Source organism: Bradyrhizobium sp. i1.15.2 (assembly GCF_040548425.1).
GTDB lineage: Bacteria > Pseudomonadota > Alphaproteobacteria > Rhizobiales > Xanthobacteraceae > Bradyrhizobium > Bradyrhizobium canariense.
Genome location: NZ_JBEPRQ010000006.1, coordinates 52879 through 79513, shown reverse-complemented (window position 1 = coordinate 79513; position 26635 = coordinate 52879). Strand labels below are relative to the sequence as shown.

Genomic DNA, 26635 nt, shown 5'->3' with positions numbered 1-26635 from the left:
TCGAAAATCACAGGAGATATAATGGTGTTTCGATCGAGCGCCGCAATTTGCGGCGCCGTGGTTGCGCTTGCCGTTTCCGTTTCTATTGCGCGATGTGAAGCTGGTGGGGTTCACTCAAGCGCCGCCGACAATGCCGCTTCCGGGGAAGCGATCGTTGGCGCGGCATCCATGTACAATCCGTTCAAGCCCGGCAAAGAGGAGGGCGGCCCGAAGACGGCTTCCGGCGAGCGCTATGATCCCTCGGTCTGGTCGGCCGCCATCAAGACGAGCTTGCGTAAGAAATTCGGTGGGGTCCAATTTGGCGCGAAGCCGAAATATGCCCTCGTCGAGGCCGTCGGCAAGAAGGTCATCGTCAGGATAAATGACGTGGGACCGCTAAGGCCGGGCCGCATCATCGACTTCAATGAGCGGACGATGCGCCATTTCGATCCGAGCCTGGAGCGCGGGGTCATTCCTGACGTAAAAGTCCGGCCGCTTGCCGGCGGCGATTGGACACCCGGACCGGTTGGCTGAACCGTCGCATCAGAACTCGAGCAACACGCCCGTCCAGAACAGTCGAGCGCCTCGATGGCTTCATCGCGTTTGTCTCGATCGGCGGGAAGCGTGCCTGACGCGTGGAGACACGACGCTTCGTTGGCGGGAAAAATTCGCGCGTACATTCCCTCGGCAGGACGACCAAGGTCCCGCGGGGCGCCATCGCCATGATGACATCATGCCGGTGTTTTGCCCGACGAGTCAAATGTCATTTCGTAAAATACGAATATATTTGGACTAGAACCAAGCCATTGATATCGCTGTCCCCGGCTACTGTGCATGGGGTTGTTTTCGCGTTTTTTGCTGGAGAGACCCCACCGCCGGCTCTGTTGGCGATGGACGTGCTGCTACCCGGCCTTGGCGATGCGGCCGTCCGCTGCGTCCGAGCGCAGGTTCTGGAAGAACTTCTCCACCTCGCGCGACAGCGTCTCCGCCGTCTCGGTCACGCTGCTCGCAGCCGTCAGCACCGAGGAGGCCGCAGTGTCGGTCTCGCCGATGGCGTCGCGGAGCGAGCTGATGTTGGCGACGAGGGTCTCGTTGCCTTGGGCCGCCGATTGCGCGTTGGACGAGATCTCGCGCGTGGCGGCGTCCTGCTGGCCGATGGCGCCGGCGATCGCCGAGGTGACGTCGTTGATCTCGCGCACTGCGCCGCCGATCTCGCGGACGGCGTCGACCGCGTTGCGGGTGGAGGACTGGATCATCGAGACGTTTTCGCTGATGTCGGCCGTCGCCTTCGCGGTCTGCCCCGCGAGCGCCTTGACTTCATGCGCGACGACGGCAAAGCCGCGGCCGGCATCGCCCGCGCGCGCGGCCTCGATGGTGGCATTGAGCGCGAGCAGATTGGTCTGCTCGGCGATCGCCTGGATCAGGCTGAGCACGCCGTCGATGCGTTGCGTGGCGGCCGCCAGGCTCTCGATCTCGGCGATCGATTTCTCGGTGCGCTGGCCGGTCTGCTCGACCGCGCCGGCGGATTGCCGCACCTGCCGGCCGATCTCCACCACCGACGCAGATAGCTCCTCGGCCGCGCCTGCCACCGCCGTAACGTTGTGCGAGGCCTGTTCGGTGGCGTTCGCCGCCGTGCCGGCGCGGCTGCTCGCGTCCGCGGTGACGCGGGTGATGGTCTGCGCCGTCTCGCGCATGACGGAGGCGTTGTCGCTGAGGCCGCGCATGATCGCGCCGATCGCCTCGCGAAACGCGTCGACGGATTGTTCGATGTGGCGGGCGCGCTCCTCGCGCGCGGCGGAGTCCTGCGAGACCTGCGAGGCGAGGTTGCGGTTGCGCGCCATCGCGTCCTGGAAGATCTGGATCGCGCGTGCCAGTGCGCCGATCTCGTCGGCCCGGTCAGAGTGGGGCACCACGACGTTCTCGGCGCCGTCAGCGACCTGCTTGATGGTCGCGGTGATGGCGGAGAGGGGGCGTGCGATCGAGCGGGCGATGATGACGATGCCGATCACGACGAGGGCGAGCGCCACGCCGGCGAGGCAGGTCAGGACCAAGGACAGGGTGCGATTGGTCTCGGTCTCGTGCGCGATTTGCCTTGCACGCTCGGCATAGACCTTGGACAGCGCCTCGAGATCCTTGTTCAGCGCCGAGCGCACGGCGCGGTTGGCGTCGTTGTCGCCCCATTCGCGGCCCGCGGCCGCATTGATCTCGACGCCGCGGCGCACCAGCTCCTTGCGAAACTCGACGAACTGCTCGATGCGCTTCTTGAACGTGGCGAACTGCTCGGCATCGTCAGCCTTGACGATGGTCTCCCAGCGCTTCACGACGTCAAGGATCTGGGCGTTGAACTTGAGCAGGCCCTCGCCGTACTTCTTCACCACGGCCGGTTCAGTCGACATGTAGACGCCGCGCGATTCCATCACGACCGCATAGACCAGCGAGTTGACCCGCTCGACGTTCAGCGCGGCGGCGTTCGCGGTCTCGATCGCGGTGGTCAGCTCGGCGCCGCGGCGGCTGTTGTAGTCGGACAGCATCGCGATCGCCGCCGTGAGAAGCGCGAACAGCGCGAAGATGGCGTAGAGCTTGTTGGCAAGCGTGAAGCGGCCGGCGAGGCCGGTGGCATTCCCAGGTCGGTCAGTTGTCATGGTTTTCAGAGGCCCGAATGGCCGGGAGCGGCCGGAGAGCGCGGTCGTGCAAATTATTGCAAAACTATGCAGAATGAAGATGGACGCGGCGTTAACGCTGGGTTTGGCGCCCTTCGCCCTCGGTCGAAGGAAAGGTAGATATTTCAGCGTCTTGATCTGAAGGTATAGTCTTGGGATCGTGCTGGACTCGGTCACTGGCCGACGAACCCCGGAGAGACCCTTGATCTACCGCCACACCATCGACGCCACGACCTACACGTTCCCGGATTTGCGCGACCTGCTCGCCAAGGCGACGCCGCCGCGCTCCGGCGACCGCCTGGCCGGGATCGCCGCCGCCAGTGCCGAACAGATGATCGCGGCGCGGATGGCGCTGGCCGACGTCCCGCTCGGGCAGTTCTTGCAGGAAGCCGTCATCCCCTATGAGACCGACGAGGTCACCCGCCTCGTCATCGACAGCCACGACGCCAAGGCCTTCGCGCCGGTGGCTTCGCTGACGGTCGGCGCCTTTCGCGACTGGCTGCTATCGGACGCCGCGACACCCGAAATCTTGCGCAAGCTGGCCGGCGGCATCACCCCGGAGATGGCCGCCGCGGTCTCGAAGCTGATGCGCAACCAGGATCTGATCCTGGCGGCGCGGAAATGCGAGGTCACCACCGCTTTCCGCAACACCATCGGCCTGAAGGGCCGGATGAGCACCCGGCTGCAGCCCAACCATCCCTTCGACGACGCCAGGGGCATCACCGCCTCCATCCTCGATGGCATCCTGCTCGGCGCCGGCGATGCCTGCATCGGCATCAACCCGGCGAGCGACGACCCGGCCGTGATCGGCCAATTGCTGCGGCTGCTCGACGAGGTCATCGCGCGGCTGAAGATTCCGACACAGGGCTGCGTGCTGACCCATGTCACCACGACGCTGTCGCTGATCGGGCAGGGGGCGCCGGTCGACCTCGTGTTCCAGTCGGTCGCCGGCACTGAGGCTGCCAACCGCAGTTTTGGTATCGACCTCGCGCTTCTCAAGGAGGCGCACGAGGCCGGGTTGTCGCAGAGGCGCGGTACGGTTGGGCAGAACGTGATGTATTTCGAGACCGGGCAGGGCTCGGCGCTGTCGGCCAACGCCCATCACGGCGTCGACCAGCAGACCTGCGAGGCGCGCGCCTATGCGGTCGCCCGCGCCTTTGCGCCCCTCCTGGTCAACAGCGTGGTCGGCTTCATCGGCCCGGAATATCTCTACGACGGCAAGGAAATCATCCGGGCCGGGCTGGAGGATCACTTTTGCGGCAAGCTGCTCGGCCTGCCGCTTGGGATCGACATTTGCTACACTAATCACGCCGAGGCGGACCAGGACGACATGGACAATCTGCTGACGCTGCTCGCGGCCGCCGGCGTCACCTTCATCATGGGTGTCCCCGGCGCCGATGACGTGATGCTGAACTACCAGTCCACGTCTTTTCACGACGCGCTCTACGTCCGCGACGTCTTCGGATTGGGTCGTGCGCCGGAATTCGACGACTGGCTGGTGCGGTCCGGCATTGCGGGCGCCGACTTCCGTCTTGCCGGCGATGCAGGCCTGCTGCCCGATTTTGCCTCCCGGCTGATCGCGTGACGCGGCGGAAGCACCCGGCGGCCCGAGGAAACCATTGGTGCCCTAAGGAATTATGCTCATGCCACAATATTGAGAAATTCCGGCGGCAGCATTACGCTATGTGGCTGTCTGGCAATTTCCGCAGCTAAGTCGAGCGTGGCGGGGGAGCTTTGATGCGAGCTGAAAGTAACGGGACGTCCCGGCGGATTCTCTGCGTGTTTCCGCGATACACATCGTCGTTCGGGACGTTCGAGCATTCCTACCCCCTGACCGATGGCGTCCGCGCCTTCATGCCGCCGCAGGGACTTTTGCTGCTCGCCGCCTATCTGCCGGAGGAGTGGCAGGTCAAATTCGTCGATGAGAACCTTCGCCGTACGACAAGGGAAGAGTTCGAATGGGCGGAGGCGGTCTTCGTCAGCGGCATGCACATCCAGCGCCAGCAGATGAACGACATCTGCCGCCGCGCCCATGAGTTCGACCTGCCGGTCGCGCTTGGCGGTCCCTCCGTCAGCGCCTGCCCGGATTACTATCCGTCGTTCGACTATCTCCATGTCGGCGAGCTCGGCGACGCCACCAATCAGCTGCTCGAAATACTGTCGCGCGATATCTCGCGTCCCGAGACCCAGGTGGTTCTGACCACCAAAGACCGCATGCCGATGACGGAGTTTCCGATCCCGGCCTACGAGCTCGCCGACGTGAAGAAATACTTCCTCGGCAGCATCCAGTATTCCAGCGGCTGTCCGTATCAGTGCGAGTTCTGCGACATCCCCGGGCTGTACGGCCGCAATCCGCGCATCAAATCGCCGGAGCAGATCATCGCCGAACTCGACCGCCTGCGCGAATGCGGCATGACCGACACGGTCTATTTCGTCGACGACAATTTCATCGGCAACCGCAAGGCGGCGCTGGACCTCCTGCCGCATCTGATCGAATGGCAGAGGAGGACCGGCTACATGGTGCGGCTCGCCTGCGAGGCGACGCTCAACATCGCCAAGCGGCCGGAAATCCTCGAGAAGATGCGCGAGGCCTATTTCGTCACCATCTTCTGCGGCATCGAGACGCCCGATCCCGATGCGCTGAAGGCGATGCACAAGGATCACAACATGATGGTCCCGATCCTCGAGGGCGTGCAAACCATCAACTCCTACGGCATGGAGGTCGTGTCCGGCATCATCATGGGGCTCGACACCGATAAGCCGAACACTTCGGAGGCGCTGCTCGCCTTCGTCGAGGACTCCCGGATTCCGCTGCTCACGATCAACCTGCTTCAGGCGCTGCCGAAGACGCCGCTATGGGACCGTCTTGAGCGCGAGGGACGCCTGGTCGAGGACGACGGCCGCGATTCCAATGTCAACTTCCTGTTGCCCTACGACGACGTCGTCGCATCCTGGAAGCACGCCATGGCCGTCGCCTACGAGCCCGAGAAGGTCTACGCGCGCTTCCAGTATCAATGCGACCACGTTTACGTGCATCGCCTGAAGATGCCGACGCCGGACGAGATGAAGACCTGGCCCAACATCAGGCGCGGCCTCGTCATGCTGCGAAACATCTTCTGGAAGGTCGGCGTGCTCGGCGACTACAAGCGCGTGTTCTGGAAGTTCGCGCTGGGCCGCATCAAGCGCGGCGACCTCGAAGGTCTGATCGGCTGCACTCTGATCGCGCACCATCTCATCACCTTTGCGCGGGCGGCCTCGACCGGCCAGCAGAACGCCTCGAACTATTCGATCCGGCTACGCGAGGCCTCCGTCCCCGCCGAATGACACAACATGTCTGATCCGGCCATCCCGCGTCGTCCGACCCTCGATCTGCGGTCGCTCACGCCTGCGCGCGTCGCGCTCGGGCGCAGCGGCGCGAGCCTGCCGACGCGGGCACTGCTCGATTTCACGCTGGACCATGCCCGCGCCCGCGATGCCGTGCATGCCGTGTTCGATGCGCCGCGGCTGGTCGCGGATCTCCGCGCGCTCGGCCTCGTCGTCACCGAGGCGAACAGCCGGGCGGTCGACCGCAGGGACTATTTGCGGCGGCCCGATCTGGGCAGACGGCTGGATGCCGGATCAGTCGAGGCTCTGGCGCGGAGCGCCTCGGAGCCGTGCCAACTCGCGGTCGTGATTGGCGATGGGCTGTCGGCTGCGGCGGTCCACGCCCATGCGGCCGCGCTGGTGATTCGCCTGCTGCCGTTGCTCGCAGCCGGCGATGGTGTCGCGATCGGCCATGTCGTGGTCGCCTCAGGCGCGCGTGTCGCGCTCGGCGACGAGATCGGCGCCATTCTCGGCGCGCGCATGGTCGCGACGCTGATCGGCGAGCGGCCGGGCCTGTCGGCGCCCGACAGTCTCGGCGCCTATCTGACTTTCGCCCCGAAGCCGGGCCGCACCGATGCCGAGCGCAATTGCGTGTCGAACATCCACAAGGCCGGGTTGAGCTATGACGAGGCTGCTTTCAAGATCGCCTGGCTGGTCCGCGAGGGGCTCGCGCGGGAAGTGAGCGGTGTGGCGCTGAAGGACGACAGCGCGGACCGCGCGCCGCGTCGAATTGGCACGGCTTTGCCCGAATGAAGGGCATTAAGGCAAAATCGCCACATCTTGATCGATTCGGCCACACTCCGCCTGCTTGCGAGAAGGGCGATTGACCTGCTAAACCCCTCGCGGCGATTTTCTGCGCATTTTCAAAGGGCAAGCCTCCCATTGGTATGGCATTTTCAAGCCGTTCGCGGGGCGCGACAAGCTCACAGACCCGAGCCGATTTAGGAACTGGACAAGGCATGCTCGAAAAGCACAGCGAGAGTGAGGTTCATGTCGACAAGGTCGAGCAGGGACCTGCGTCCTCGATCGCCTTCGGGCTGGAGCGCATCGGGCTGTTCGCCGTCCGGGCGCCCATCGTCTCCTGCATCGTCCTGCTCGTCCTGATCGTCGGCGCCGTGTTCGGCATCCACCGGATCAAGATCGACGATTCGCTGTCGCAGCTGTTCCGGTCCAACACGCCGGAATTCCGCCAGTACGAAGCGGTGACCAAGAAGTTCCCGGCCGAAGAATTCGACGTCCTCGTCGTAGTCGAGGGCAAGACCCTGCTGGCGCGGAACAACCTCGAGAAGCTGCGCGACTTCGTCACCGACATGCAGCTGGTGGAGGGTACGCGCGGACTGGTCTCGCTGTTCTCCGCGCGTCAGGCGCCGGCGCCGGGCAAGCTTCCCGCAGCCTTGTTCCCGCCCGAGCTGCCCGAGGGCGCGGCCTATGACAAGTTCATCGAGGGCGTCAAAGCCAACGAGATCATCCGCGGCAAGCTGTTGTCCGAGGACGGCACGCTGGCGCTGATCGTGCTTTCGCTCGATCCGGAGGTGGTCGCCTCCAACAAGCTGACCAAGACCGTCGCCGACATCCGCGCGCTGATGAAGGAAGACCTCGGCGATACCGGCCTCAACGTGCAGCTTTCCGGCGTGCCGGTGATGCAGCTCGAGATCCGCAACGCGGTCGAGCGCGACGGGCTCACCTACAACATCCTCGGCATTCTCGCCGGCTGTGTCATCGCCATCATCTTCTTCCGCAAGATCTCGTTCATGGTGGCGGCGGCGTTCCCGCCGATGATTGCGATCCTGCTGGCGCTCGGCGCGCTCGGCTGGGCCAATTTCAACCTCAACATGTTCCTGAACGTGATGACGCCGCTCATCATGGTCATCAGCTTCTCGGACTCCATGCAGCTCACCTTCGCCGCGCGCGACCGGCTGATCGCGGGCCAGGACAAGTTCACCGCGTTCAAGAACGCGGTGCTGGTGGTGGGACCGGCCTGCGTGCTGACGCACGGCACCGCCGGCATTTCCTTCATCGCGCTCCAGTTCTCCGACTCCGATCTGATCCGCAAGTTTGGCGAGGCGGGTCTCGCCGCCACCATCATCGCGCTGGTCGCGGTGTTGTCGCTGGTGCCGGTGTTCGGCGTGCTGCTGGTGCGCAACGAGAAGGTCTTTGCGACCAAGTTCCAGAGCGCGGATGCCGGCGTGCAGGCGCTGCGTAATTTCTGCTACTGGATCGCGGTGCGCATGGTGGGCCGTCCTGGCCTGTTCAGCCTGATCGCGGTGGTGTTCGTGGCGGGCCTCGGCGTCATCTACGCCAATCTGGAGCCGCGCTACCGGCTCGCCGACCAGGTGCCGGACAAGCGCCAGGCGGTCGCCGCCAGCGACCGGCTCGACGCCAAGCTCACCGGCGCCAACCCGGTCAACGTTCTGATCCAGTTCCCCAAGGGTGAATCGCTCTATTCGCCGGAGACGCTGCAGACCATCGCGGATGTGCACGCGACGGTGGAGAAGGCAGCCGGTGTCGGCAATGTCTGGTCGGTCGAGACCCTGCGCCGCTGGCTTGCGGACAAGGCCGGCAGCGCCGACGTCGCGACGCTGAAAGAATATGTCAGCGTCATTCCGGAGCATCTGGTGCGCCGGTTCATCGATGCCGAGCAGGACGCCGTCGTGGTCGCAGGTCGCGTGCCGGACAAGGATTCCAGCCAGCTCCTTCCGATCGTCGACAAGCTCGATACCGAGCTCGACGCCGTGCGCAAGAAGCATCCCGGCTATGAAGTGGCGGTCACGGGTCTTGCCGCGATTGCCGCGCGCAACTCGGCCGGCATGATCGAGAAGCTCAACCGTGGGCTGACCGTCGAATTCGCGCTGGTCGCGATCTTCATCGGCCTGGCCTTCCGTTCCTGGGTGGTGATGTTCGCCTGCATCCTGCCGGGCATCTTCCCCGTTGTGATGTCGGGAACGGTGCTGTGGGCGATGGGTGAGGGACTGCAATTCGCCAGCGTCGTGGCTCTGACCGTTTCGTTCGGCCTCGGCTTAAGCGCCACCATCCATTTCCTCAACCGCCTCAGGCTCGAGAGCAAGCCGGGCGTCGGCTCGGCGCTCGCGGTGGAGCGCGCCACCGTGCTGGTCGGCCCGGCCTTGATCCTGACCACGCTGGTGCTGGCCTGCGGTCTCGTCGTCACGGTGTTCTCCGACCTGCCGTCGCTACGGCTGTTCGGCTGGCTCAGCGCCTTCTCGATGGTGATGGCGCTCGTCGCCGACCTCTTCATCCTGCGGCCGACGGCGATGTGGTTGATCAATCTGCACGCCAAGCTTCAGGGCGACAAGCCGGCGATCTGAACGGCTTCGTTCATCAGACACTCGAATCGGCGCGGTCCGGGCGATTGCGCCGCGTCTCCCGAAAACAACAAAGCCCCGGTTCGCGAGAACCGGGGCTTGTTGCTTTCGAAGCGGTAAGAGCCGTCAGCCCTTCGTCATCGTGATGTTGACGCCGCGAATCTCGCCCTTGGATGAGATCTGCACCGTTTGCTTGGTGCCGTTGGTGCGCAGCGACAAATTGGCGGCAAAGCCGTTGGCCTCGACGAACACCTCGATCTGGCCGCCACCGGCGGTGCCTTGCAGATTGCCGAAGATGTTGCGGTTGGTCTCGCTCCAATTGCCGGAGATCCGCTCGCCCTGGCTGGTCACGTCGCTGGTGAGGTCGAACTTGTAGCTGTCGGACGCGCAGTGCAACGCCTGCTTGAGGCTGAGACCGGTGCCGGCAACTTTGTAGTCGGCCTTGCAACGGATGCGCTCGGTGGAGCCGTCGGACAGCGACACCGTACCCGTGCCGGTCCATGCGCCCTCGAAACCTGCAAACGGTCCGGACGACTGAGCCTGACTTGCCGAAACCGAGAACAGCAGCACAGCGCCGATGCCGGCCGCCTTGATTGCCAGTTCAGATCGCCCAAAAAAATTCATCTTCAAAATATCCCGTTTTGGAACGACGTCCGCTTGTCACCAAGGACGTCTCGCCACATCGAAGGTTTAGTGTTCCGAGCCTGTGTCAGGTTCAATGGCCGGCCGCCCACATGTCGGCATCGCGAAGCGCACTTGCCATGATTGGCCTCCGGATTCTCTGCGTTTCGGCATGTTTCTGGGGCCCATGGCGGGATGTAGAGATGCAGCTCTGCAACAGGTGCGCAGCAAAACGCGACGCACCTGAATTATGACGTAGTATCAGTCTCTTACATTTGTCACAGAAGGCGCAGGGAAGACCTGATCTGGTGGACGTGGCGCCAATTTGGCCGCATTTGCCAGTGCTTGTGCCTTCTCCGAGGCCGCTACTCCCGCGGCGACTTGCCCATCAGAACAATCCGCTCCGGTCGTCGCCCTGTGCTGTCCGGGATTGGTGCGATTCTGCCGTCAGAATGAAGGAATACAATGCGTAAGCTTCTCGTCGCTCTCACCTTGCTGTCGGCCTCCCTCTCGACCGCAGCGTTCGCCCAGCAAGGGCGCGGCACGGACGCCGAGCAGAAGGCCTGCTCGCGCGATGTGCAGAAGCTCTGCCGTCCGGTCATCGACCAGGGCGATTTCACCATCCTGGCCTGCCTCAAGGAGAACCGGGCCAAGATTTCGCAGGCCTGCGACCAGGTCCTGAAGAACCACAACCAGTAAGCTCGGCCACTGGCCCACAAAAGGCGGCCTCCGGGGCCGCCTTTTCGGGCCTGATCCGCAAAGGGCAGCCATCGAGAGACAGGATTGGTTTTGCGGCCGTATTCCCCTATATGGGGGCCGCGGCGGCATCGCCCGCACGGGCTAGCGCGAGCGAAAAAGCCCTTCCTGTCCAAACGATTGTAGACCAGCCCTCGATGACCTCTGCGAGCGAATTGCGATCCGGCAAGGGTGAGCGCGACGAGAATTTTCCCGTCGCGTCCTGGATCATTCATCCGCGTCATCGCGCGCTGATCCTGGCGTATTACAATTTCGTTCGCACCGCCGACGACATCGCCGACCACGCCACGCTGCCGCCGGACGAGAAGCTCGCTTATCTCGACCTGCTCGAGGCGGAATTGCTCGGCAAAGGCGACACCCAGGCCGAGGCCGTCAGCCTGCGGCACGCACTGGCCGAACGCGGTATGGCGCCGCGCCACGCGCTCGACGTGCTCATCGCGTTCCGCATGGACGTGACCAAGTTGCGCTACGAGAATTGGGACGAGGTCATCCATTATTGCCGCTACTCGGCGATGCCGGTCGGCCGCTTCATGCTCGACGTCCATGGTGAGAGCACCTCGACCTGGGCCGCGTCCGATGCGCTCTGTGCAGCGCTGCAGATCAACAACCATCTCCAGGATTGCGGCAAGGATTTCCGCGAGCTCAACCGCGTCTATCTGCCGCGCGATGCGCTGGCTGCGAGTGGCGCCTCGGTCGAGCAGCTCGGAGAGGCGCAATCGCCACCGGCGATGCTGGCCTGCCTTCAGGCGCTCGCCGTGCGCAACGAAGCGCTGCTCGACGAGGGCAGGTCGCTAGCTGCGGAGATCAGGGATTTCCGCCTCGGCATCGAGGTCTCGGTGATCCAGGCTTATGCCGACCGCATCGTGCGCCTGTTGAAGGTGCGCGATCCCCTGCGCGAGCGCGTGCACCTGAACAAGCTCGAGCTCCTCACCTTCAGCCTCGCCGGCATGATCGGCGAAGTCGGCCGCCGCGCGGTCGGACGCAAGGCCATTTCAAGACCGGGGACTGCACATGACGCTTGAGGCGACCTCGCCCGGCGCCAATTATGGCTCGACCGCATCCGGCAGTTCGTTCTACGCCGCGATGCGCATCCTGCCGCACGACCAGCGCGAAGCGATGTTCCAGATCTACAGCTTCTGCCGCCAGGTCGACGACATCGCCGATTCCGACGGACCGCGCGACGAGCGGCTCGCCGCCCTTCAGGCGTGGCGCAACGACATCGATGCGCTCTACCAGGGCAATCCGCCGCCACGGCTGAAGGACTACGTCGCCTCGGTGAAGACCTTCGGCCTCAAGCGCGAGGATTTCCTCGCGATCGTCGACGGCATGGAGATGGACGTGCCGCAGGACATCCGCGCGCCCGACATGGCGACGCTGGATCTCTACTGCGATCGCGTCGCGAGTGCCGTGGGGCGGCTGTCGGTCCGCGTCTTCGGCCTGCCGGAAGAAGACGGCATCGAGCTCGCCCATCATCTCGGCCGCGCGCTCCAGCTCACCAACATCCTGCGCGACATCGACGAGGACGCGGGCCTCGGCCGGCTCTATCTACCGCGCGAAGCGCTGCTGCATGCCGGCATCACTTCCAACGATCCGGACCGCGTGATCGTCGAGCGCGCGCTGCCGAAGGTCTGCCTGCCGCTGGCGCAGCGCGCAAAGGTGTATTTCGAGAAGTCGGACGAGATCATGAACCGCAATCGGCGCCGCGCGGTGCGCGCGCCCCGGATGATGTCGAAATACTATCATGCCATTCTGGATCTTCTGATCGCGCGCGGGTTCAACGCGCCGCGTGAGCCGGTGCGTGTGTCGAAGATCACACGCATCGCCATCCTGCTCCGATACGCTCTCATCTGATGCAAAAAACAGCTCACATCATTGGCGCTGGAATTTCCGGCCTCTCCGCCGCCGTGCGGCTTGCCAATGCCGGCTTCAAGGTCGCCGTGCACGAGGCGACCCAGCAGGCCGGCGGCCGCTGCCGTTCTTATTTCGACGGCGCCACCAATCTCACTATCGACAACGGCAACCATCTGCTGCTGTCCGGCAACAGCCATGCGCGCGCCTACGCGCGCTCGATCGGCACTGAAGCGGGCCTCGTCGGTCCGGAGCGCGCGCAGTTTCCCTTTGTCGACCTCACGACCGGGCAGCGCTGGCAGATTGACCTCGGCGACGGCCGGCTCCCGACCTGGGTGCTCGACGAGAGCCGCCGCGTCCCCGACACCGGGTTGACCGATTACCTGAAGCTGGCGCCGCTGATCTGGGCATCGGAAGAGACGCTGGTCGGCAAGTCCATTCCCTGCGAGGGCGTGCTCTATCAGCGCCTGGTGCAGCCGCTGCTGCTGGCGGCGCTCAACGTCGATCCACCCGAAGGCTCGGCGGGGCTGGCCGGCGCGATCGTGCGCGAGACGCTGCTCGCCGGCGGGCAGGCCTGCCGTCCCCTGATCGCGCGCGACGGGCTCAGCGCGGTGCTGATCGAGCCTGCCGTGACGTTCCTGCAGGAGCGCGGGCACAGCGTTCAGCTCGGCCATGAGCTGCGCTCGTTTGCGACCCATGACGGCAAGGTCGGCGCGCTGAATTTCGGCGGCGAAGATGTGATCCAGATCGGCGAGGGCGACGTCGTCGTGATGGCGGTACCGCCGCGCGCTGCCTCCAACCTGCTGCCGGGCCTGAAGACGCCGACCGAATTCCGCGCCATCGTGAATGCGCATTTCCGCGTTGAGCCGCCAGCGGGATCGGCTCCGATCCTCGGCGTGATCGGCGGCGTCGTGGAATGGCTGTTTGCGTTCCCGAACCGGCTGTCCGTCACCATCAGCAACGGCGACCGTCTGGTCGAGATGCCGCGCGAGGAACTCGCGCAGGCGATCTGGAACGACGTGTGCAAGGCGGGCGGTGTGTCCGGCGAGCTGCCCCCTTGGCAGATCGTGCGCGAGCGCCGTGCCACATTCGCGGCGACGCCGGCGCAGAATGCCCTGCGTCCAGGGCCGGTCACTGCGCTGAAAAACCTGTTTCTTGCAGGCGATTGGACTGCTACGGGATTGCCTGCAACCATCGAGGGATCGGTCCGATCCGGTGATCGCGCCGCCGATCTGGTTCTGGCCGCCAAGGGATAGTGACAGGCGGCCCTGACGGGTATTTGTCCCGGTCAATTTCGGCCAATTCAATCGACTATCGGAGCAATCGAGCGAGATGGATTCCGTGAACGCGACCAGCCGCGAAGCCCAAGAATTCGGGAACTTGGAATCGAGCATTGCGTCGGCCACCGAAGGCGTCCTCGGCTTCCAGCAATCCGACGGGCATTGGGTGTTCGAGCTCGAGGCCGATTGCACGATTCCGGCCGAATACGTGCTGCTGCGCCATTATCTCGCCGAGCCGGTCGATGCCGTGCTCGAAGCCAAGATCGCCAATTATCTTCGCCGCGTTCAGGGCGTCCATGGCGGCTGGCCGCTGGTGCATGATGGCGAGTTCGACATGAGCGCCAGCGTGAAGGCGTATTTCGCGTTGAAGATGATCGGGGATTCCATCGACGCGCCGCACATGGTGCGTGCGCGCGAGGCGATCCATTCCCGCGGCGGCGCCATTCACAGCAACGTCTTCACGCGCTTCATGCTTGCGATGTTTGGCGTCGTGACCTGGCGCGCGGTACCGGTGCTGCCGATCGAGATCGTGCTGCTGCCGTTCTGGTCGCCGTTCCACATCAACAAGATCTCCTACTGGGCACGCACCACCATGGTGCCGCTGATGGTCATCGCCGCGCTGAAGCCACGGGCGAAGAATCCCAAGGGTGTCGGCATCGACGAGCTGTTCCTGCAGGATCCGCGCTCGATTGGCATGACGGCCAAGGCGCCGCACCAGAGCATGGCCTGGTTCGTGCTGTTCCGCGCGCTCGACGGCATTTTGCGCGTGGTCGAGCCGATGTTTCCCAAGAGCCTGCGCAAGCGCGCGATCGATGCCGCGCTCGCCTTCACCGAGGAGCGGTTGAACGGCGAGGACGGCATGGGCGCGATCTATCCGCCGATGGCCAACATCGTCATGATGTACGACGCGCTCGGCAAGGATGAGACCTATCCGCCGCGCGCGATCACGCGCCGGGGTATCGACAAGCTGCTCGTGATCAAGGACGACGAGGCCTATTGCCAGCCCTGCGTCTCGCCGGTGTGGGACACGACGCTGACCGCCCACGCGCTGCTCGAAGCCGGCGGTGACAGAGCGGTGCCCGCGGCCAAGCAGGGTCTCGACTGGCTGATCCCGAAGCAGGAGCTCGAGGTGAAGGGCGACTGGGCGGTGAAGCGGCCCGACGTGCGCCCGGGCGGCTGGGCCTTCCAGTACAACAACGCCCATTATCCCGATCTCGACGACACCGCGGTGGTGGTGATGTCGATGGACCGGATGCGCCGGGAGCACGGTGCGACCGGCTATGACGCCGCGATTGAGCGTGCCCGGGAGTGGATCGAGGGCATGCAGAGCGACGACGGCGGCTGGGCCGCCTTCGACGTCAACAACCTCGAATATTATCTGAACAACATCCCGTTCTCCGACCATGGCGCGCTGCTCGACCCGCCGACCGAGGACGTCACCGCGCGCTGCATCTCGATGCTGGCCCAGCTCGGCGAGACCGCGAACACCAGCAAGCATGTCGCCGAGGGCGTCGCCTACCTCCGCAAGACCCAGCACCCGGAAGGGTCCTGGTACGGCCGCTGGGGCATGAATTTCATCTATGGAACCTGGTCGGTGCTGTGCGCCCTCAACATGGCCGGCGTCCGCCATGACGACCCCATGATCCGGAAAGCCGCCGGCTGGCTGGCCTCGATCCAGAATCAGGACGGCGGCTGGGGCGAGGATGCCGTCAGCTACCGGCTGGACTACCGAGGCTGGGAAGCCGCCCCCTCGACCGCATCGCAAACGGCATGGGCCTTGCTTGCCTTGATGGCTGCTGGCGAGGTTGATCACCCGGCCGTCGCCCGCGGGGTGGAGTACCTGATTGCAACACAGAACGAAAAAGGACTGTGGGACGAACAGCGGTACACCGCCACAGGCTTTCCCCGTGTATTCTATCTACGGTACCATGGTTACCCGAAGTTCTTCCCGCTGTGGGCGTTGGCGCGGTATCGGAACTTGCGGAACACCAACAGCAGGGTGGTAGGGGTCGGAATGTGACTTTGGGGACGGGGGACTATCTTACCGCGGGTCAAACCGTTGATCCGAGGCCGATATTGATCGTGACTGGATTGGTTCAGGAGGCCCGCATCGCGGCCGGGCCCGGAATGGCGGTGATCTGTTCGTCGAGCAGCCCGACCCAGTTGCGGGCGCTGTTGACGGTGCTGGATCCCGAGACGATTCGCGGTGTGATCTCCTTTGGCGTGGCCGGCGGGCTCGACCCGACGCTGCGCTCCGGCGACGTCGTGTTGGCGACCGAGGTGCTCGCGGGCGACACGCGCTGGGCCGCTGGCCTCTCGCTCGGCGACGACCTGATCGACCGCCTGACGTCGGGCCGCCGCCGCGTGGTGCGCGGCAGCCTCGCCGGTGCCGAGGAAGTGGTCACGAGGCGCTCCTGCAAGGCGGCGCTGCATTCGGAGACCGGAGCTGCCGCCGTCGACATGGAAAGCCACATCGCGGCCGCCTACGCCGCCGAAGCCGGCTTGCCGTTCGCCGCGGTCCGCGTCATCAGCGATCCCGCCCATCGCGCGCTGCCGGCGCTCGCCCGCGCCGCCATCAAGCCGAACGGCCAGATCGACGTGCTGGCCGTGCTGCGCGGCATCGTGCGCAATCCGACCGCGCTGCATGGACTGGTCTCGACCGGCCTCGACTTCAACCGCGCGCTGCGCAGCTTGCGCGGTTGCCGCGACTATTTGATTGGTACCGAGCTCGTGGAGAGCGAGGCGCTGGTCTCTGAGGCAGCCTGAGCGGTTTCTGCGATCACTAAAAACAAAAGGCCCGGTCGCCATTGGCGATCGGGCCTTTTCTATTTCGGTGTGCGTAGCTCGGATGGAGCGGAGCGCAATCCGACGTCTTCAAAGCGAGGGGCCGTCCCGGATTTCGCTTGCGCTCCATCCGGGCTACAGGGCGTCGCGCTTACGCGGCGGTGGAAGCCTTCCGCGCCGCCTTCTCCTGCGCGGCGGCGGCCTCGTCCTTGCGGATCTCCGACAGGCGCTTCTGCACTTCCGCCGAGAAGATGTACTGCGCCGGGCGCTGCTTGCTCATGTCGATCTCCGGGGCCATCGGACCCGTGGTCCTGATCCCGCGCAGCGACACCCACATCGCCTTCAGCGGGTTGTTGATGGCTGCGGTCGCCGCCGTCGGCTCGTAGCCGCAATGGGCCATACAGTCGGCGCACTTCTCGTACTTGCCGGTGCCGTAGGTCTCCCAGTCGGTGGTGTCCATCAGCTCCTTGAAGGTTTTTGCGTAGCCTTCACCGAGCAAATAGCAGGGCTTCTGCCAGCCGAAGATGTTGCGCGCCGGCATGCCCCAGGGCGTGCACTCGTATTCCTGGTTGCCGGCGAGGAAGTCCAGGAACAGGCCGGAATGCATGAAATTCCACTTCTTGCCCTTGCCCATCGCAAAGACGTCGCGGAACAGCTTCTTGGTCTTGGTGCGGTTGAGGAAGTGCTCCTGGTCCGGCGCGCGCTCATAGGCGTAGCCCGGAGACATCGAGACGCCGACGCCGAGCTCGACGGTGAGATCCAAGAACTTGGCGATCTCCTCGGCCGGATGGCCGTCGAAGATGGTGGCGTTGACGTTGACGGTGAAGCCGCGGGCCTTGGCCGCCTTGATCGCGGAGACGGCGCGGTCGAACACGCCCTTCTGCGACACGGCCTTGTCGTGGTGCTCCTTCAGGCCGTCGAGGTGCACGGAGAAGAACAGGTAGGGCGAGGGCTCGAACAGATCGAGCTTCTTCTCGAGCAGCAGAGCGTTGGTGCAGAGCGAGACGAACTTCTTGCGCGCCACGAGGCCGCGCACGATCTCGCCGATCTCCTTGTGGATCAGCGGCTCGCCGCCGGGGATGGCGACCATCGGCGCGCCGCACTCGTCGGCCGCGTCCCAGCACTCCTGTGCGGTCATGCGGCGGTTGAGGATCGCATCCGGATAGTCGATCTTGCCGCAGCCGACGCAGGCGAGGTTGCAGCGGAACAGCGGCTCCAGCATCAGCACGAGCGGATAGCGCTTGCGGCCAAGCAGCTTCTGCTTGATCAAATAGCCGCCGATACGCATTTCCTTGAAGAAGGGGATAGCCATTACAAGTTTCTTTCTGGGCTTGAAATTCGGGTGGGTCAGCTCGCAGCCAGTTGGGCCGGAAGCCGGAATTCGATGTTTTCCTCGCGGCCCGGAAGCACCGAGACCTTGACCGGTCCGATCCGCCGCATCGCTTCGATCACGTCATCCACGAGTACCTCGGGCGCCGAAGCGCCGGCCGTGACACCGACGGTTCTGGCATCTTTCAACCACTCCGGATTGAGCGCGCTGCCGTCGGCAATCAGATAACTCGCGACACCGGCCTCAGTGCCGATTTCGCGGAGCCGGTTCGAATTCGAGCTATTGGCAGCGCCCACCACCAAGATCACGTCGACCAGCTTGCTCAAGTCCCTTACCGCAGATTGGCGGTTCTGTGTCGCATAGCAGATATCCCGGATATCCGGGCCTTGAATATCTGTAAAGCGGGCCTGCAGGGCCGAAATGATGTCCTTTGTGTCATCCACAGACAGGGTGGTCTGGGTGATGTAGGCCACTGGCGTATCCGCCGGCAGCTCAAGGGCCTTAACCTCTTCAACGCTTTGGACCAACAGTACGGGGGCGGGAACCTGGCCCATCGTACCTTCGACCTCGGGGTGGCCGGCATGGCCGATCAGGATCAGGGTGCGGCCCCTGGCGATGTAGCGCTTCCCCTGATTGTGAACTTTCGTGACCAGGGGGCAGGTGGCATTGAGCACCGGAAGGTCGCGCGCGGCCGCTTCTTCCTCCACGCTGCGGGCGACGCCATGAGCGCTGAAGACCGTCACAGCCTTCGGCGGCACCTCCGACAGTTCCTCGACGAAGATCGCGCCCTTGTTCTTCAGGCTCTCGACGACGTACTTGTTGTGCACGATCTCATGGCGCACGTAGACGGGCGGGCCGTACTTCTCCAGCGCCCGTTCCACGATCTCGATCGCACGTACCACCCCCGCGCAAAAGCCGCGCGGTTGCGCCAGATAAACTTCCATTGGACGCCCATCACGCAAGTTGCACCAATCCGCTCTCAAGTTCAGGGGACACCCCGATACGAACCAATGAGTTGCAATATCCGCACCACCGGTTTCGCTCACGCGGTAGCCGCCCACCCCTGTCGGGGCCCCGTGCATGGAGGCGCAATACTTTGTGTCAAAAAATCGGCAGCAAGGAAAGGTGGAATGAACTTTGGTTCCTCTGGGATCACTTTTACGGTATTATAGTAGAGGGATGTTTGGTCAGAAAAGCGGTGATATCGGTGTTTGCGCCTTCGTCACTTTCCCGCCTCAACTCCCCGGCTATACCGACCGCCCCGCATGATTTCGCCATGGTCTTCCGCCGTTTACCTCGAACCTTCTGACGGCGATAACCACTCAAAACAGCAATAGGTTTCGGCCGGGAACTCCGTTAAACAGCGGGCGTTTCCGGCAAGCTGTTAACCGCAGAAAGAAAAGTAGTGCTGCAAAGCGTCGTCGTTGCCATCGTCAGGGCCTGCACCCGGTTTGCCTCCCTCGTCGTCATTCTCGGGCTCCTGCTGGCGGTGGGGGCGGGCTATTACACGTCCCGGCATTTCGCCATCAACACCGATATCAATTCGCTGATTTCCCAAAATCTGGACTGGCGCCAACGCGACCAGCAGTTCGATCGCGCCTTCGACCGCGATGCGACGATTACGGCGGTGGTCGAAGCCAAAACGCCGGAGATGGCGACCGCGGCCTCGGACGCGCTCTATGCCAAGCTGAAGGACAACAAGACAGACTTCCAGTCGGTGCAGCAGCTCGGCACCGGCGAGTTCTTCGAGAAGAATGGCCTGTTGTTCCTGCCGACAGAGGAAGTCGCAAAGGTCACCAGCCAGTTCGAATCCGCCGCGCCTCTGATCGAGATCATGGCAGGCGATCCCTCGATCCGCGGCCTGACCGGGGCGCTGGAAACGGGACTTGCCGGCGTCAAGCGCGGGCAGGTCAAGCTCGACAACACCGAGCGGCCCTTCAACCAGATCGCGCAAACGGTCGAGACCGTGCTCAACAAGGGCAATGCGACCTTCTCCTGGCGTGAGCTCGTCAGTGACGAGCCGCTGACGGATTCGGACAAGCGCGCCTTCATCGAGTTCAAACCGATCCTCGACTACAACGCGCTGGAGCCCGGTAAGGGCGCAACCGACGCGATCCGCAAGGCCGCAGCCGATCTGGACTTTGCCACCAAATACCAGGCGCGGGTCCGGCTGACCGGGCCGGTCCCGATCGCCAACGAGGAATACGCAACCGTCCAGGAAGGCGCCGTCGTCAACGGCATCGGCACGGTGCTCGTCGTGCTGCTCATCCTCTGGCTGGCGCTGCATTCGGCGAAGATCATCTTCGCCGTGTTCGTCAATCTCTTCGTCGGTCTGGCGCTGACAACCGCCGCCGGCCTGATGATGGTGGGTTCGCTCAATTTGCTGTCGATCGCGTTCGCCGTGCTGTTCGTCGGTCTCGGCGTCGATTTCGGCATTCAGTACAGCGTCCGCTATCGCTCCGAGCGCTACAAGCACAACGACCTTTCGGGCGCGCTGATCCTGGCTGCCAAGCGCTCGGCAATTCCGTTGTCGCTGGCGGCAATGGCGACCGCGGCCGGCTTCCTCTGCTTCATCCCCACCGACTACAAGGGCATCGCCGAACTCGGGCAGATCGCCGGCGTCGGCATGCTGGTCGCGTTCGTCACCAGCATCACCGTGCTGCCGGCGATGCTGAAGCTGTTGAACCCGCCCGGCGAGAAGGAGCCGGTCGGCTACGCCTTCCTGGCGCCGCTCGATCACTTCCTGGAGAAGCACCGGGTGCTGGTCGTCGGCGGTACGATGTTTCTGGCGGTCGCCGGCCTGCCGCTGCTCTATTACATGAAGTTCGACTTCAACCCGATGAACCTGCGCAACCCGAAGGCGGAGTCGATCGCGACCTTCCTCGATTTGCGCAAGGATCCCAACACCGGCGCCAATGCCATCAACGTGATGACCACGTCGGAAGAGCAGGCGAGGCAGGTGGAGGCGAAGCTGGAGAAGGTGCCGGAGGTGTTGCGCGTGATGTCGCTCAACAGCTTCGTTCCCGAAGACCAGGCGCCGAAGCTGAAGCTGATCGCGCAGGGCGCCAAGGTGCTGAACCCCGCGCTCAATCCCGACCAGATCGACGCCGCGCCGACGGACAAGGAAAACGCCGATGCGTTGAAATCCTCGGTCGACAATCTGCGCCGGACCGCAGGCGATGCGAAGGGCCCGGGTGCGGTCGCCTCGCGTCGGCTCGCTGACGCGCTGGAAAAGCTCGCCAATGGCGATGAAGCCACGCGGAACAAGGCGCAGGACGTGTTCGTCGCGCCGATGAAGATCGTGTTCGACCAGCTCCGGAACGCGATGCAAGCCGAGCCGGTTACCCTGAAGTCATTGCCGGCAGATCTCGTCAGCGCCTGGAAGAGCAAGGACGGCATCATCCGGGTCGAGGCGCTGCCGAAGGGCGATCCCAACGACAACGACACGCTGCGCAAATTTGCGGCGGCGGTGCTCGTTGCCGAGCCGACCGCGATCGGCGGTCCGGTCTCGATCCTGAAATCCGGCGACACCGTGGTGAAGGCGTTCATCCATGCGGGAATCTACGCGCTGCTGGTGATCGGCCTGCTGCTGTGGATCACGCTGCGCCGGTTCGTCGACGTGTTGATGACGCTGGTGCCGCTGCTGGTGGCCGGCGCGGTGACGCTCGAGATCTGCGTGCTGATCGGCTTGCCGCTCAACTTCGCCAATATCGTCGCGTTTCCGCTGCTGCTCGGCGTCGGCGTGGCCTTCAAGATCTACTATGTCGTGGCCTGGCGCTCGGGCAGGACAAACCTGCTCCAGACCAGCCTGACGCGCGCGATATTTTTCAGCGCGCTGACAACGGCGACCGCGTTCGGCAGCCTTTGGCTGTCGAGCCATCCCGGCACGTCCAGCATGGGCAAGCTGCTCGCGCTGTCGCTGGTGACGACGCTCGCCGCCGTGCTGCTGTTTCAGCCCGCCCTAATGGGCAAACCCCGCAATCTCAGGGAGTAGACAGATGTCGCCGACCTGGTCGGCGGCGCCCTTCTGACCGGGTTTGGCACTGCCGGCGGCCTTCGGGGCTGCGGGCGCAGGCTGCGCCGCTGTAGTACCCGTCGTTCCCGGGGCTTTCGGTGCCGCGCCGGCGGGCTTCGGCGCGCCCTTGGCCATGGCGTTGGCGGAGCTCAAGGGAATCGGGGGGCTGACCCGGGTCCAGGTCTCGCCACCGCACAGGAACCCCATCACGCAGCCCTTGATCTCGAGCTGGTCGGTGCCAACCGGCGTGATGGTCGCGCTGTAGAGCTGGCCGTCCTTGGCGTTGTAGACCTGACCTTCCCACTGCTCGGCGCCGGGCTTTTTCTTCATGTCGATCAGGGTCGCCATGCCCAGCGTGGGCCGGGTCTTTTTCGACGCGTCCGGATTGTTCTCGTCGCGGCCGCCGGGCTGTTTTTCCCAGGAAACCGCGCCCCACATGCTGCCATTGCATTGGGCGACACGAATGTTGGCAACGCCGTCGGCAACCCGCCAGTCGCCGGTCGGATCGGCGGCGAGCGCCGGGGCCAGGCAGGTGTAACCGCCAGCCAGTATTAGTCCGGTGTAAAGGGCTAAACGCATGATAGTTCCTTGGCAGTGCAACATGGTCTAAAGCTCTGCTTGCGAAGATGGTCCGAAAAAGGGCAAAAGGCCGCACAGACCGTTTTCAGCGACGTTCCGTTTTCAGTTGACGAGACGGCCCTCAACCGAAGTATGTAGCGGATGCACAGCCCAAATCCAGACATGTCTCAGCTGTTCGCGGACCGCCAGGCCCAGCGCAGCGCCCTGCATAATCGGCATCTGAACGAGCAGTTCGTTCGGGTTCTGAAGACCATCGGCTACGATGTCGGCTTCCAGAAGGGGCAGGGGCAGTACCTCTACGACCGCGACGGGGCGCGCTATCTCGACCTCTTGTCCGGCTTTGGCGTGTTTGCGATCGGGCGCAATCATCCTGTCATGCGTGAGGCGCTCAAGAGCGTGCTCGATGCCGACCTGCCGAACCTCGTCCAATTCGACGTCTCGGTGCTTGCCGGCGTGCTCGCTGAGCGGCTTTTGAAGTACGTCCCCTATCTCGACAAGGCCTTCTTCGCCAATTCCGGCGCCGAATGCGTCGAAGCCGCGATCAAGTTCGCCCGCGGCGCCACCGGCCGTCCGGGGATCGTCTATTGTGCCCACGGCTATCACGGCCTGACCTATGGCGCGCTGTCGCTGACCGGTGATTCGAACTTCCGCACCGGCTTCGAGCCGTTGCTGCCGGGCTGCACCTCGATCCCGTTCAACGATCTCGCCGCTCTTGAAAAGGCGCTGGCCTCGCGCGAGGTGGCGGCCTTCGTCGTCGAGCCGATCCAGGGCAAGGGCGTCAACATGCCCACCGACGAGTTCCTGCCGGGTGCGGCTGCGCTCTGCAAGAAATACGGGACGCTGTTCGTCGCCGACGAGATCCAGACCGGCATGGGCCGCACCGGCCGCTTCCTCGCGGTCGAGCACTGGAACGTCGAGCCCGACATGGTGCTGCTCTCGAAGTCGCTGTCCGGCGGCCACGTGCCGGTCGGCGCGGTGCTGACGCGCAAGAGCATCTTCGACAAGATCTTCAACCAGATGGACCGTGCAGTCGTGCACGGCTCAACTTTCTCCAAGAACGACCTGGCGATGGCTGCGGGCATCGCCACGCTTGACATCATGGAGTCCGAGAAGCTGATCGAGTCCGCCGCCAAGCGCGGTGCCGAGCTGCGCCTCGCGCTCACGCGCATGGTGCCCGGCTACGAGCTGTTGAAGGAAGTCCGCGGCAAGGGCCTGATGATCGGCGTCGAGTTCGGCCCGCCCAAATCGCTGCGGCTGCGGGCGTCCTGGAACGTGCTGGAGGCGGCCAATAAGGGCCTGTTCTGCCAGCTCATCACCGTGCCGCTGTTCAAGGACCACAAGATCCTCACGCAGGTCGCCGGCCATGGCAGCCACACCATCAAGCTTCTGCCGCCGCTCACCATCACCGAGGAAGATTGCGGCTGGATCGAGCGCGCTTTCGACGACGTCATCGCCGGCAGTCACAAGGTCCCCGGCGCGATCTGGTCGCTCGGCAAGACGCTGGTCGACAACGCGGTGCGGCGGTCGGCGTAAGGCCGAGGCGCTCAGGCGGCTTCAATCTTGTTCGCCACTTCGATGTGATCGAGGGCCGCGGGAGGTGCCCGCCTCAATGGGCAAACACCGTATTGAAGAGCGCCAGGACGTTGCCGTCCTTCTCGACCGCAAGAATGGCGCGGCGTTGCGTCGCGTAGACGATCGGGATGTCCATCCAGGCTCTACTTCGGATCAGAAGCGAATTGTTTGCCGCGTCCTGCGGCACAGCGGACAGGCCGATCAGGAAATGCGTGTCGTCGACCTTCACCGACAGCGCGGCAATGGGCGCTCCCTTGGCCTGCTCGTTGGCCTTCATCAGAAGGCCCATGACCTGTTTGATCCTGCCGGCGGCGAAGTCCGGGGCGAAATCGATCTGCACCGTGTGGGTGGCTGGTAGTGCGGGGTCGAAATTGCGCCGGATGGAGAGCGTCATCTGCAGGTTCCGCGAAGGCACCTCGACATTCCCGCGTATCGTAACATCGCCTGATGGTGCGGAGGCATCGGTCGTCGGTTCTATCCGCCAAGTGATCTTTCCTTCTGCGCGATCACCCTTCGGGTTGCTCACGTCTTCCTCGTAGAGGACGGCCCGCATCGTGGTGGCGAGTCCGTCGCGGGCTGCTGCCGGCCCGGAAGCGGCGATCGTCCAGGCAAGCGCTGCGGCAAGAAGGAGAGGGCGCATCATGGCGCTTGAATTAGCAGCGCTCTCCCGAGCTCGCAATCAAAAGTTGTGAGTCTGACTTGCGGGATGCGCCGCTATCCCTCCACATTGGCCTTCATCGCCGCCTCGAACTTCTCGACGAACTCGGCGAGCTCGTCGGCGCCGAGATCGCTGATGGCCCAGAAGTTCAGGCCGCGATTGCCCCAGCGCCGGCAGTTGAAGCCCTGCATGGTTTCGGTCTTGGGCGCGCGGTATTCCGCGTTCGATGTCTGCGACACGAACAGATTGACCACGTGCTGCCGGCGCTTGTAGACGACCGCGCCGATGGCACGGGCGTCGATATAGTCGAGCCTGCCGCCGACCAGCGTAAAACCTTGCGCGGTGAGGTCGATTACGGGCGGGGCGACGTCGAGCTTGCCGTTGAACCACGGCTTGACCGTGTGCTGGTCGGTGGAGACCACGTCGATGAGGTGGCCGGCCTGGAGCGAGCGCAGATGCGCGGAGACGACCTCCGACAGGATGCGCTGCTGGTCGTCCTGGCGCAGCACCAATGCGACGACGCCGGAGGCGGCGAGCGCGGAGACTGCCGAGCCCATCGCAAAGCCGCGCAGCACGGAGCGGCGGCTCGGCTGTTGACGCTGCGGCTGCGGCAGCGAAGCCTCGATACGCGCACGCAGGCTCGCCGGTGCGGTGTAGCGCAAATCGGCATCCGCAAGCACGCGCTGCATGTCGCGTTGGGCCGAAAACTCCGCAGCGCAGGCCGGGCAGCTGGCGATATGGGCTTCGACCTCGCGCGCGTGGCCGGCATCGAGCTCATTGTCGAGCAGCGCGTGAAGCAGGATTCTTGCTTCGTCGCAGGTCATCTTGCTTGCTCCTCATCCGCCGTCCAGGCCGCGCGCAGCATGGCGCGGGCGCGGGCGAGGCGGGACATCACGGTGCCGACGGGTGCACCGACGGCCTCTGCGATTTCACGATAAGACAGGTTGTTGATCTCCCGCAGCACGAATGTTTCCTTGAACGGTTCGGCGAGCGCGTCGATCAGCTTGCGGATCGCGCCCGCATCGCGGCTGCGCAGCACTTCGGTTTCCGGGCTTGCCTCGGTCTCTTGCCAGATCGGCGTCTGCTCGGCAGCGCCGGGGGTATCCTCGATCGCGCTGTGCCTGTGTGCGCGGCGTGCATATTCGGCATTGCAGACGTTACGCAGGATCGCGAACAGCCAGGGCTTCATCGCCGGCCCGCGATAGCTATCGAAATGCTTCAGAGCGCGCAGATAGCACTCCTGCACCGCGTCCTCGGCATCGGAGGCGTCACGCAAGAGATAGCGCGCGAGCGTGTAGACGTCGTCGAGATAGGGCAGCGCCGCCTCGCGGAAGCGTTGCGCCTTCTGCAAATCGTCGTTAGCGGGCATCGCTCCTCGCTTTGCCTCTTGTTCTGCGCGTTGAGTCGTGTCGTCGCTGTTCGTCTCGTCCCTGTTCGTTTTGTCTCTGTGTGTGACCGAAGGCACACGAGCCCGGCCGGCGTGGGACCACCGGCCGGGCAAGACGTTGATGCCTTGGTTCGAGATGTTACTCAACCTTGATCATCCCCGTCATGTGCGGGTGCAGAGAACAAAAATATTTGTAGTCGCCCGCATTGGTGAAGGTGAACGAGAACTTGTCGTCAGTGTCCAGGGTCTTGGACCTGAATTTGCCGGCCGACACCACGGTGTGCGGGATGTCGTCCCGGTTGGTCCAGGTCACGGTGGTGCCGACCTTGATCTTGAGCTCGGCCGGCTGGAAGACGAAATTGTCGATATGCACCTCCATGTCGTCGGCACGGGCGGTTGTGGCGGGTAACAGCATGGCCGCGGCCAAAGCGACACCGAAGTCGCGGCGATTGAGTGTCTTCATTGTCAGCTTCCGTTAGCCCT

General features: G+C 64.1%; 22 protein-coding genes. 13 read left to right on the top strand and 9 right to left on the bottom strand.

The annotated features are described in order from the left end of the window. The first annotated feature begins 21 nt into the window (after positions 1–21). Positions 22–513, top strand: coding sequence for a septal ring lytic transglycosylase RlpA family protein (locus tag ABIB80_RS13615; protein ID WP_007593634.1), 492 nt, complete (start codon positions 22–24; stop codon positions 511–513). Between the two features lie 368 nt (positions 514–881). Here ABIB80_RS13615 and ABIB80_RS13610 read toward each other — a convergent pair whose 3' ends face one another. Further along, complete coding sequence (locus tag ABIB80_RS13610; protein WP_354127653.1) at positions 882–2621, bottom strand: methyl-accepting chemotaxis protein; 1740 nt, start codon at positions 2619–2621, stop codon at positions 882–884. Positions 2622–2841: 220 nt separating this feature from the next. On the opposite strand from ABIB80_RS13610, the gene ABIB80_RS13605 reads away from it, so the two are divergent. The 4 genes from ABIB80_RS13605 to ABIB80_RS13590 all read left to right on the top strand — a co-directional run bounded on the left by ABIB80_RS13605 (position 2842) and on the right by ABIB80_RS13590 (position 9325). Further along, positions 2842–4224, top strand: a complete 1383-nt coding sequence (locus ABIB80_RS13605) for an ethanolamine ammonia-lyase subunit EutB (RefSeq protein ID WP_354127652.1) — start codon at positions 2842–2844, stop codon at positions 4222–4224. 152 nt (positions 4225–4376) lie between these two features. Next, positions 4377–5963 carry a B12-binding domain-containing radical SAM protein gene (locus ABIB80_RS13600; protein ID WP_354127651.1) on the top strand — a complete coding sequence of 529 codons (1587 nt, stop codon included), beginning with the start codon at positions 4377–4379 and terminating at the stop codon, positions 5961–5963. A 6-nt stretch (positions 5964–5969) separates the two neighbouring features. After that, positions 5970–6755, top strand: a complete 786-nt coding sequence (eutC, locus tag ABIB80_RS13595) for an ethanolamine ammonia-lyase subunit EutC (RefSeq protein ID WP_354127650.1) — start codon at positions 5970–5972, stop codon at positions 6753–6755. A gap of 206 nt (positions 6756–6961) precedes the next feature. Next, a complete protein-coding gene (locus ABIB80_RS13590; RefSeq protein WP_007593629.1) occupies positions 6962–9325 on the top strand; it encodes an efflux RND transporter permease subunit in 2364 nt (787 codons plus the stop codon). Between the two features lie 123 nt (positions 9326–9448). On the opposite strand, the gene ABIB80_RS13585 is transcribed toward ABIB80_RS13590, so the two are convergent. Beyond that, positions 9449–9946 carry a hypothetical protein gene (locus tag ABIB80_RS13585; RefSeq protein ID WP_219684806.1) on the bottom strand — a complete coding sequence of 166 codons (498 nt, stop codon included), beginning with the start codon at positions 9944–9946 and terminating at the stop codon, positions 9449–9451. A 462-nt stretch (positions 9947–10408) separates the two neighbouring features. Between ABIB80_RS13585 and ABIB80_RS13580 the strand changes: the two genes are divergently transcribed. From ABIB80_RS13580 to ABIB80_RS13555, 6 genes are all read left to right on the top strand, one after another. After that, complete coding sequence (locus ABIB80_RS13580; protein ID WP_007593627.1) at positions 10409–10642, top strand: hypothetical protein; 234 nt, start codon at positions 10409–10411, stop codon at positions 10640–10642. Positions 10643–10836: 194 nt separating this feature from the next. Then, positions 10837–11721 (top strand): squalene synthase HpnC, encoded by an 885-nt coding sequence (gene hpnC, locus ABIB80_RS13575; RefSeq protein ID WP_007593626.1) that lies wholly within the window; start codon positions 10837–10839, stop codon positions 11719–11721. Then, on the top strand, positions 11711–12550 hold the full coding sequence (hpnD, locus tag ABIB80_RS13570; RefSeq protein ID WP_007593625.1) for a presqualene diphosphate synthase HpnD: 840 nt from the start codon (positions 11711–11713) through the stop codon (positions 12548–12550). Before hpnC ends, hpnD begins: the two co-directional genes overlap by 11 nt. Beyond that, complete coding sequence (hpnE, locus tag ABIB80_RS13565) at positions 12550–13803, top strand: hydroxysqualene dehydroxylase HpnE (RefSeq protein WP_007593622.1); 1254 nt, start codon at positions 12550–12552, stop codon at positions 13801–13803. The genes hpnD and hpnE overlap by 1 nt, the downstream gene beginning before the upstream one ends. A 76-nt stretch (positions 13804–13879) precedes the next feature. Next, positions 13880–15847, top strand: a complete 1968-nt coding sequence (shc, locus tag ABIB80_RS13560) for a squalene--hopene cyclase (RefSeq protein ID WP_219684808.1) — start codon at positions 13880–13882, stop codon at positions 15845–15847. Then, positions 15844–16593 (top strand): phosphorylase, encoded by a 750-nt coding sequence (locus ABIB80_RS13555; protein WP_007593620.1) that lies wholly within the window; start codon positions 15844–15846, stop codon positions 16591–16593. Before shc ends, ABIB80_RS13555 begins: the two co-directional genes overlap by 4 nt. 169 nt (positions 16594–16762) lie before the next feature. Here ABIB80_RS13555 and hpnH read toward each other — a convergent pair whose 3' ends face one another. Next, positions 16763–17923 (bottom strand): adenosyl-hopene transferase HpnH, encoded by a 1161-nt coding sequence (hpnH, locus tag ABIB80_RS13550; RefSeq protein WP_007593619.1) that lies wholly within the window; start codon positions 17921–17923, stop codon positions 16763–16765. 35 nt (positions 17924–17958) lie between these two features. Then, entirely contained in the window at positions 17959–18885 is a 927-nt protein-coding gene (gene ispH / locus ABIB80_RS13545; RefSeq protein WP_219684809.1) for a 4-hydroxy-3-methylbut-2-enyl diphosphate reductase, read from the bottom strand. Positions 18886–19346: 461 nt separating this feature from the next. Between ispH and hpnN the strand changes: the two genes are divergently transcribed. Then, positions 19347–21935, top strand: a complete 2589-nt coding sequence (gene hpnN, locus ABIB80_RS13540) for a hopanoid transporter HpnN (protein WP_354127649.1) — start codon at positions 19347–19349, stop codon at positions 21933–21935. On the opposite strand, the gene ABIB80_RS13535 is transcribed toward hpnN, so the two are convergent. Further along, positions 21903–22535, bottom strand: coding sequence for a DUF2147 domain-containing protein (locus ABIB80_RS13535; RefSeq protein ID WP_007593616.1), 633 nt, complete (start codon positions 22533–22535; stop codon positions 21903–21905). The two genes, hpnN and ABIB80_RS13535, sit on opposite strands and share 33 nt — an antisense overlap. 141 nt (positions 22536–22676) lie before the next feature. Between ABIB80_RS13535 and hpnO the strand changes: the two genes are divergently transcribed. Then, the gene (gene hpnO, locus ABIB80_RS13530; protein ID WP_026233264.1) at positions 22677–24068 is read left to right on the top strand and encodes an aminobacteriohopanetriol synthase HpnO; all 1392 of its coding nucleotides are present in this window, start codon (positions 22677–22679) and stop codon (positions 24066–24068) included. 73 nt (positions 24069–24141) lie between these two features. On the opposite strand, the gene ABIB80_RS13525 is transcribed toward hpnO, so the two are convergent. From ABIB80_RS13525 to ABIB80_RS13510, 4 genes are all read right to left on the bottom strand, one after another. After that, positions 24142–24660 (bottom strand): hypothetical protein, encoded by a 519-nt coding sequence (locus tag ABIB80_RS13525; RefSeq protein WP_354127648.1) that lies wholly within the window; start codon positions 24658–24660, stop codon positions 24142–24144. 161 nt (positions 24661–24821) lie between these two features. Continuing rightward, positions 24822–25589, bottom strand: a complete 768-nt coding sequence (locus ABIB80_RS13520) for an anti-sigma factor family protein (protein ID WP_007593614.1) — start codon at positions 25587–25589, stop codon at positions 24822–24824. Beyond that, entirely contained in the window at positions 25586–26134 is a 549-nt protein-coding gene (locus tag ABIB80_RS13515; protein WP_007608103.1) for a sigma-70 family RNA polymerase sigma factor, read from the bottom strand. Before ABIB80_RS13515 ends, ABIB80_RS13520 begins: the two co-directional genes overlap by 4 nt. A 157-nt stretch (positions 26135–26291) precedes the next feature. Next, positions 26292–26615 carry a cupredoxin domain-containing protein gene (locus tag ABIB80_RS13510; protein WP_354127647.1) on the bottom strand — a complete coding sequence of 108 codons (324 nt, stop codon included), beginning with the start codon at positions 26613–26615 and terminating at the stop codon, positions 26292–26294. Positions 26616–26635 lie beyond the last annotated feature (20 nt).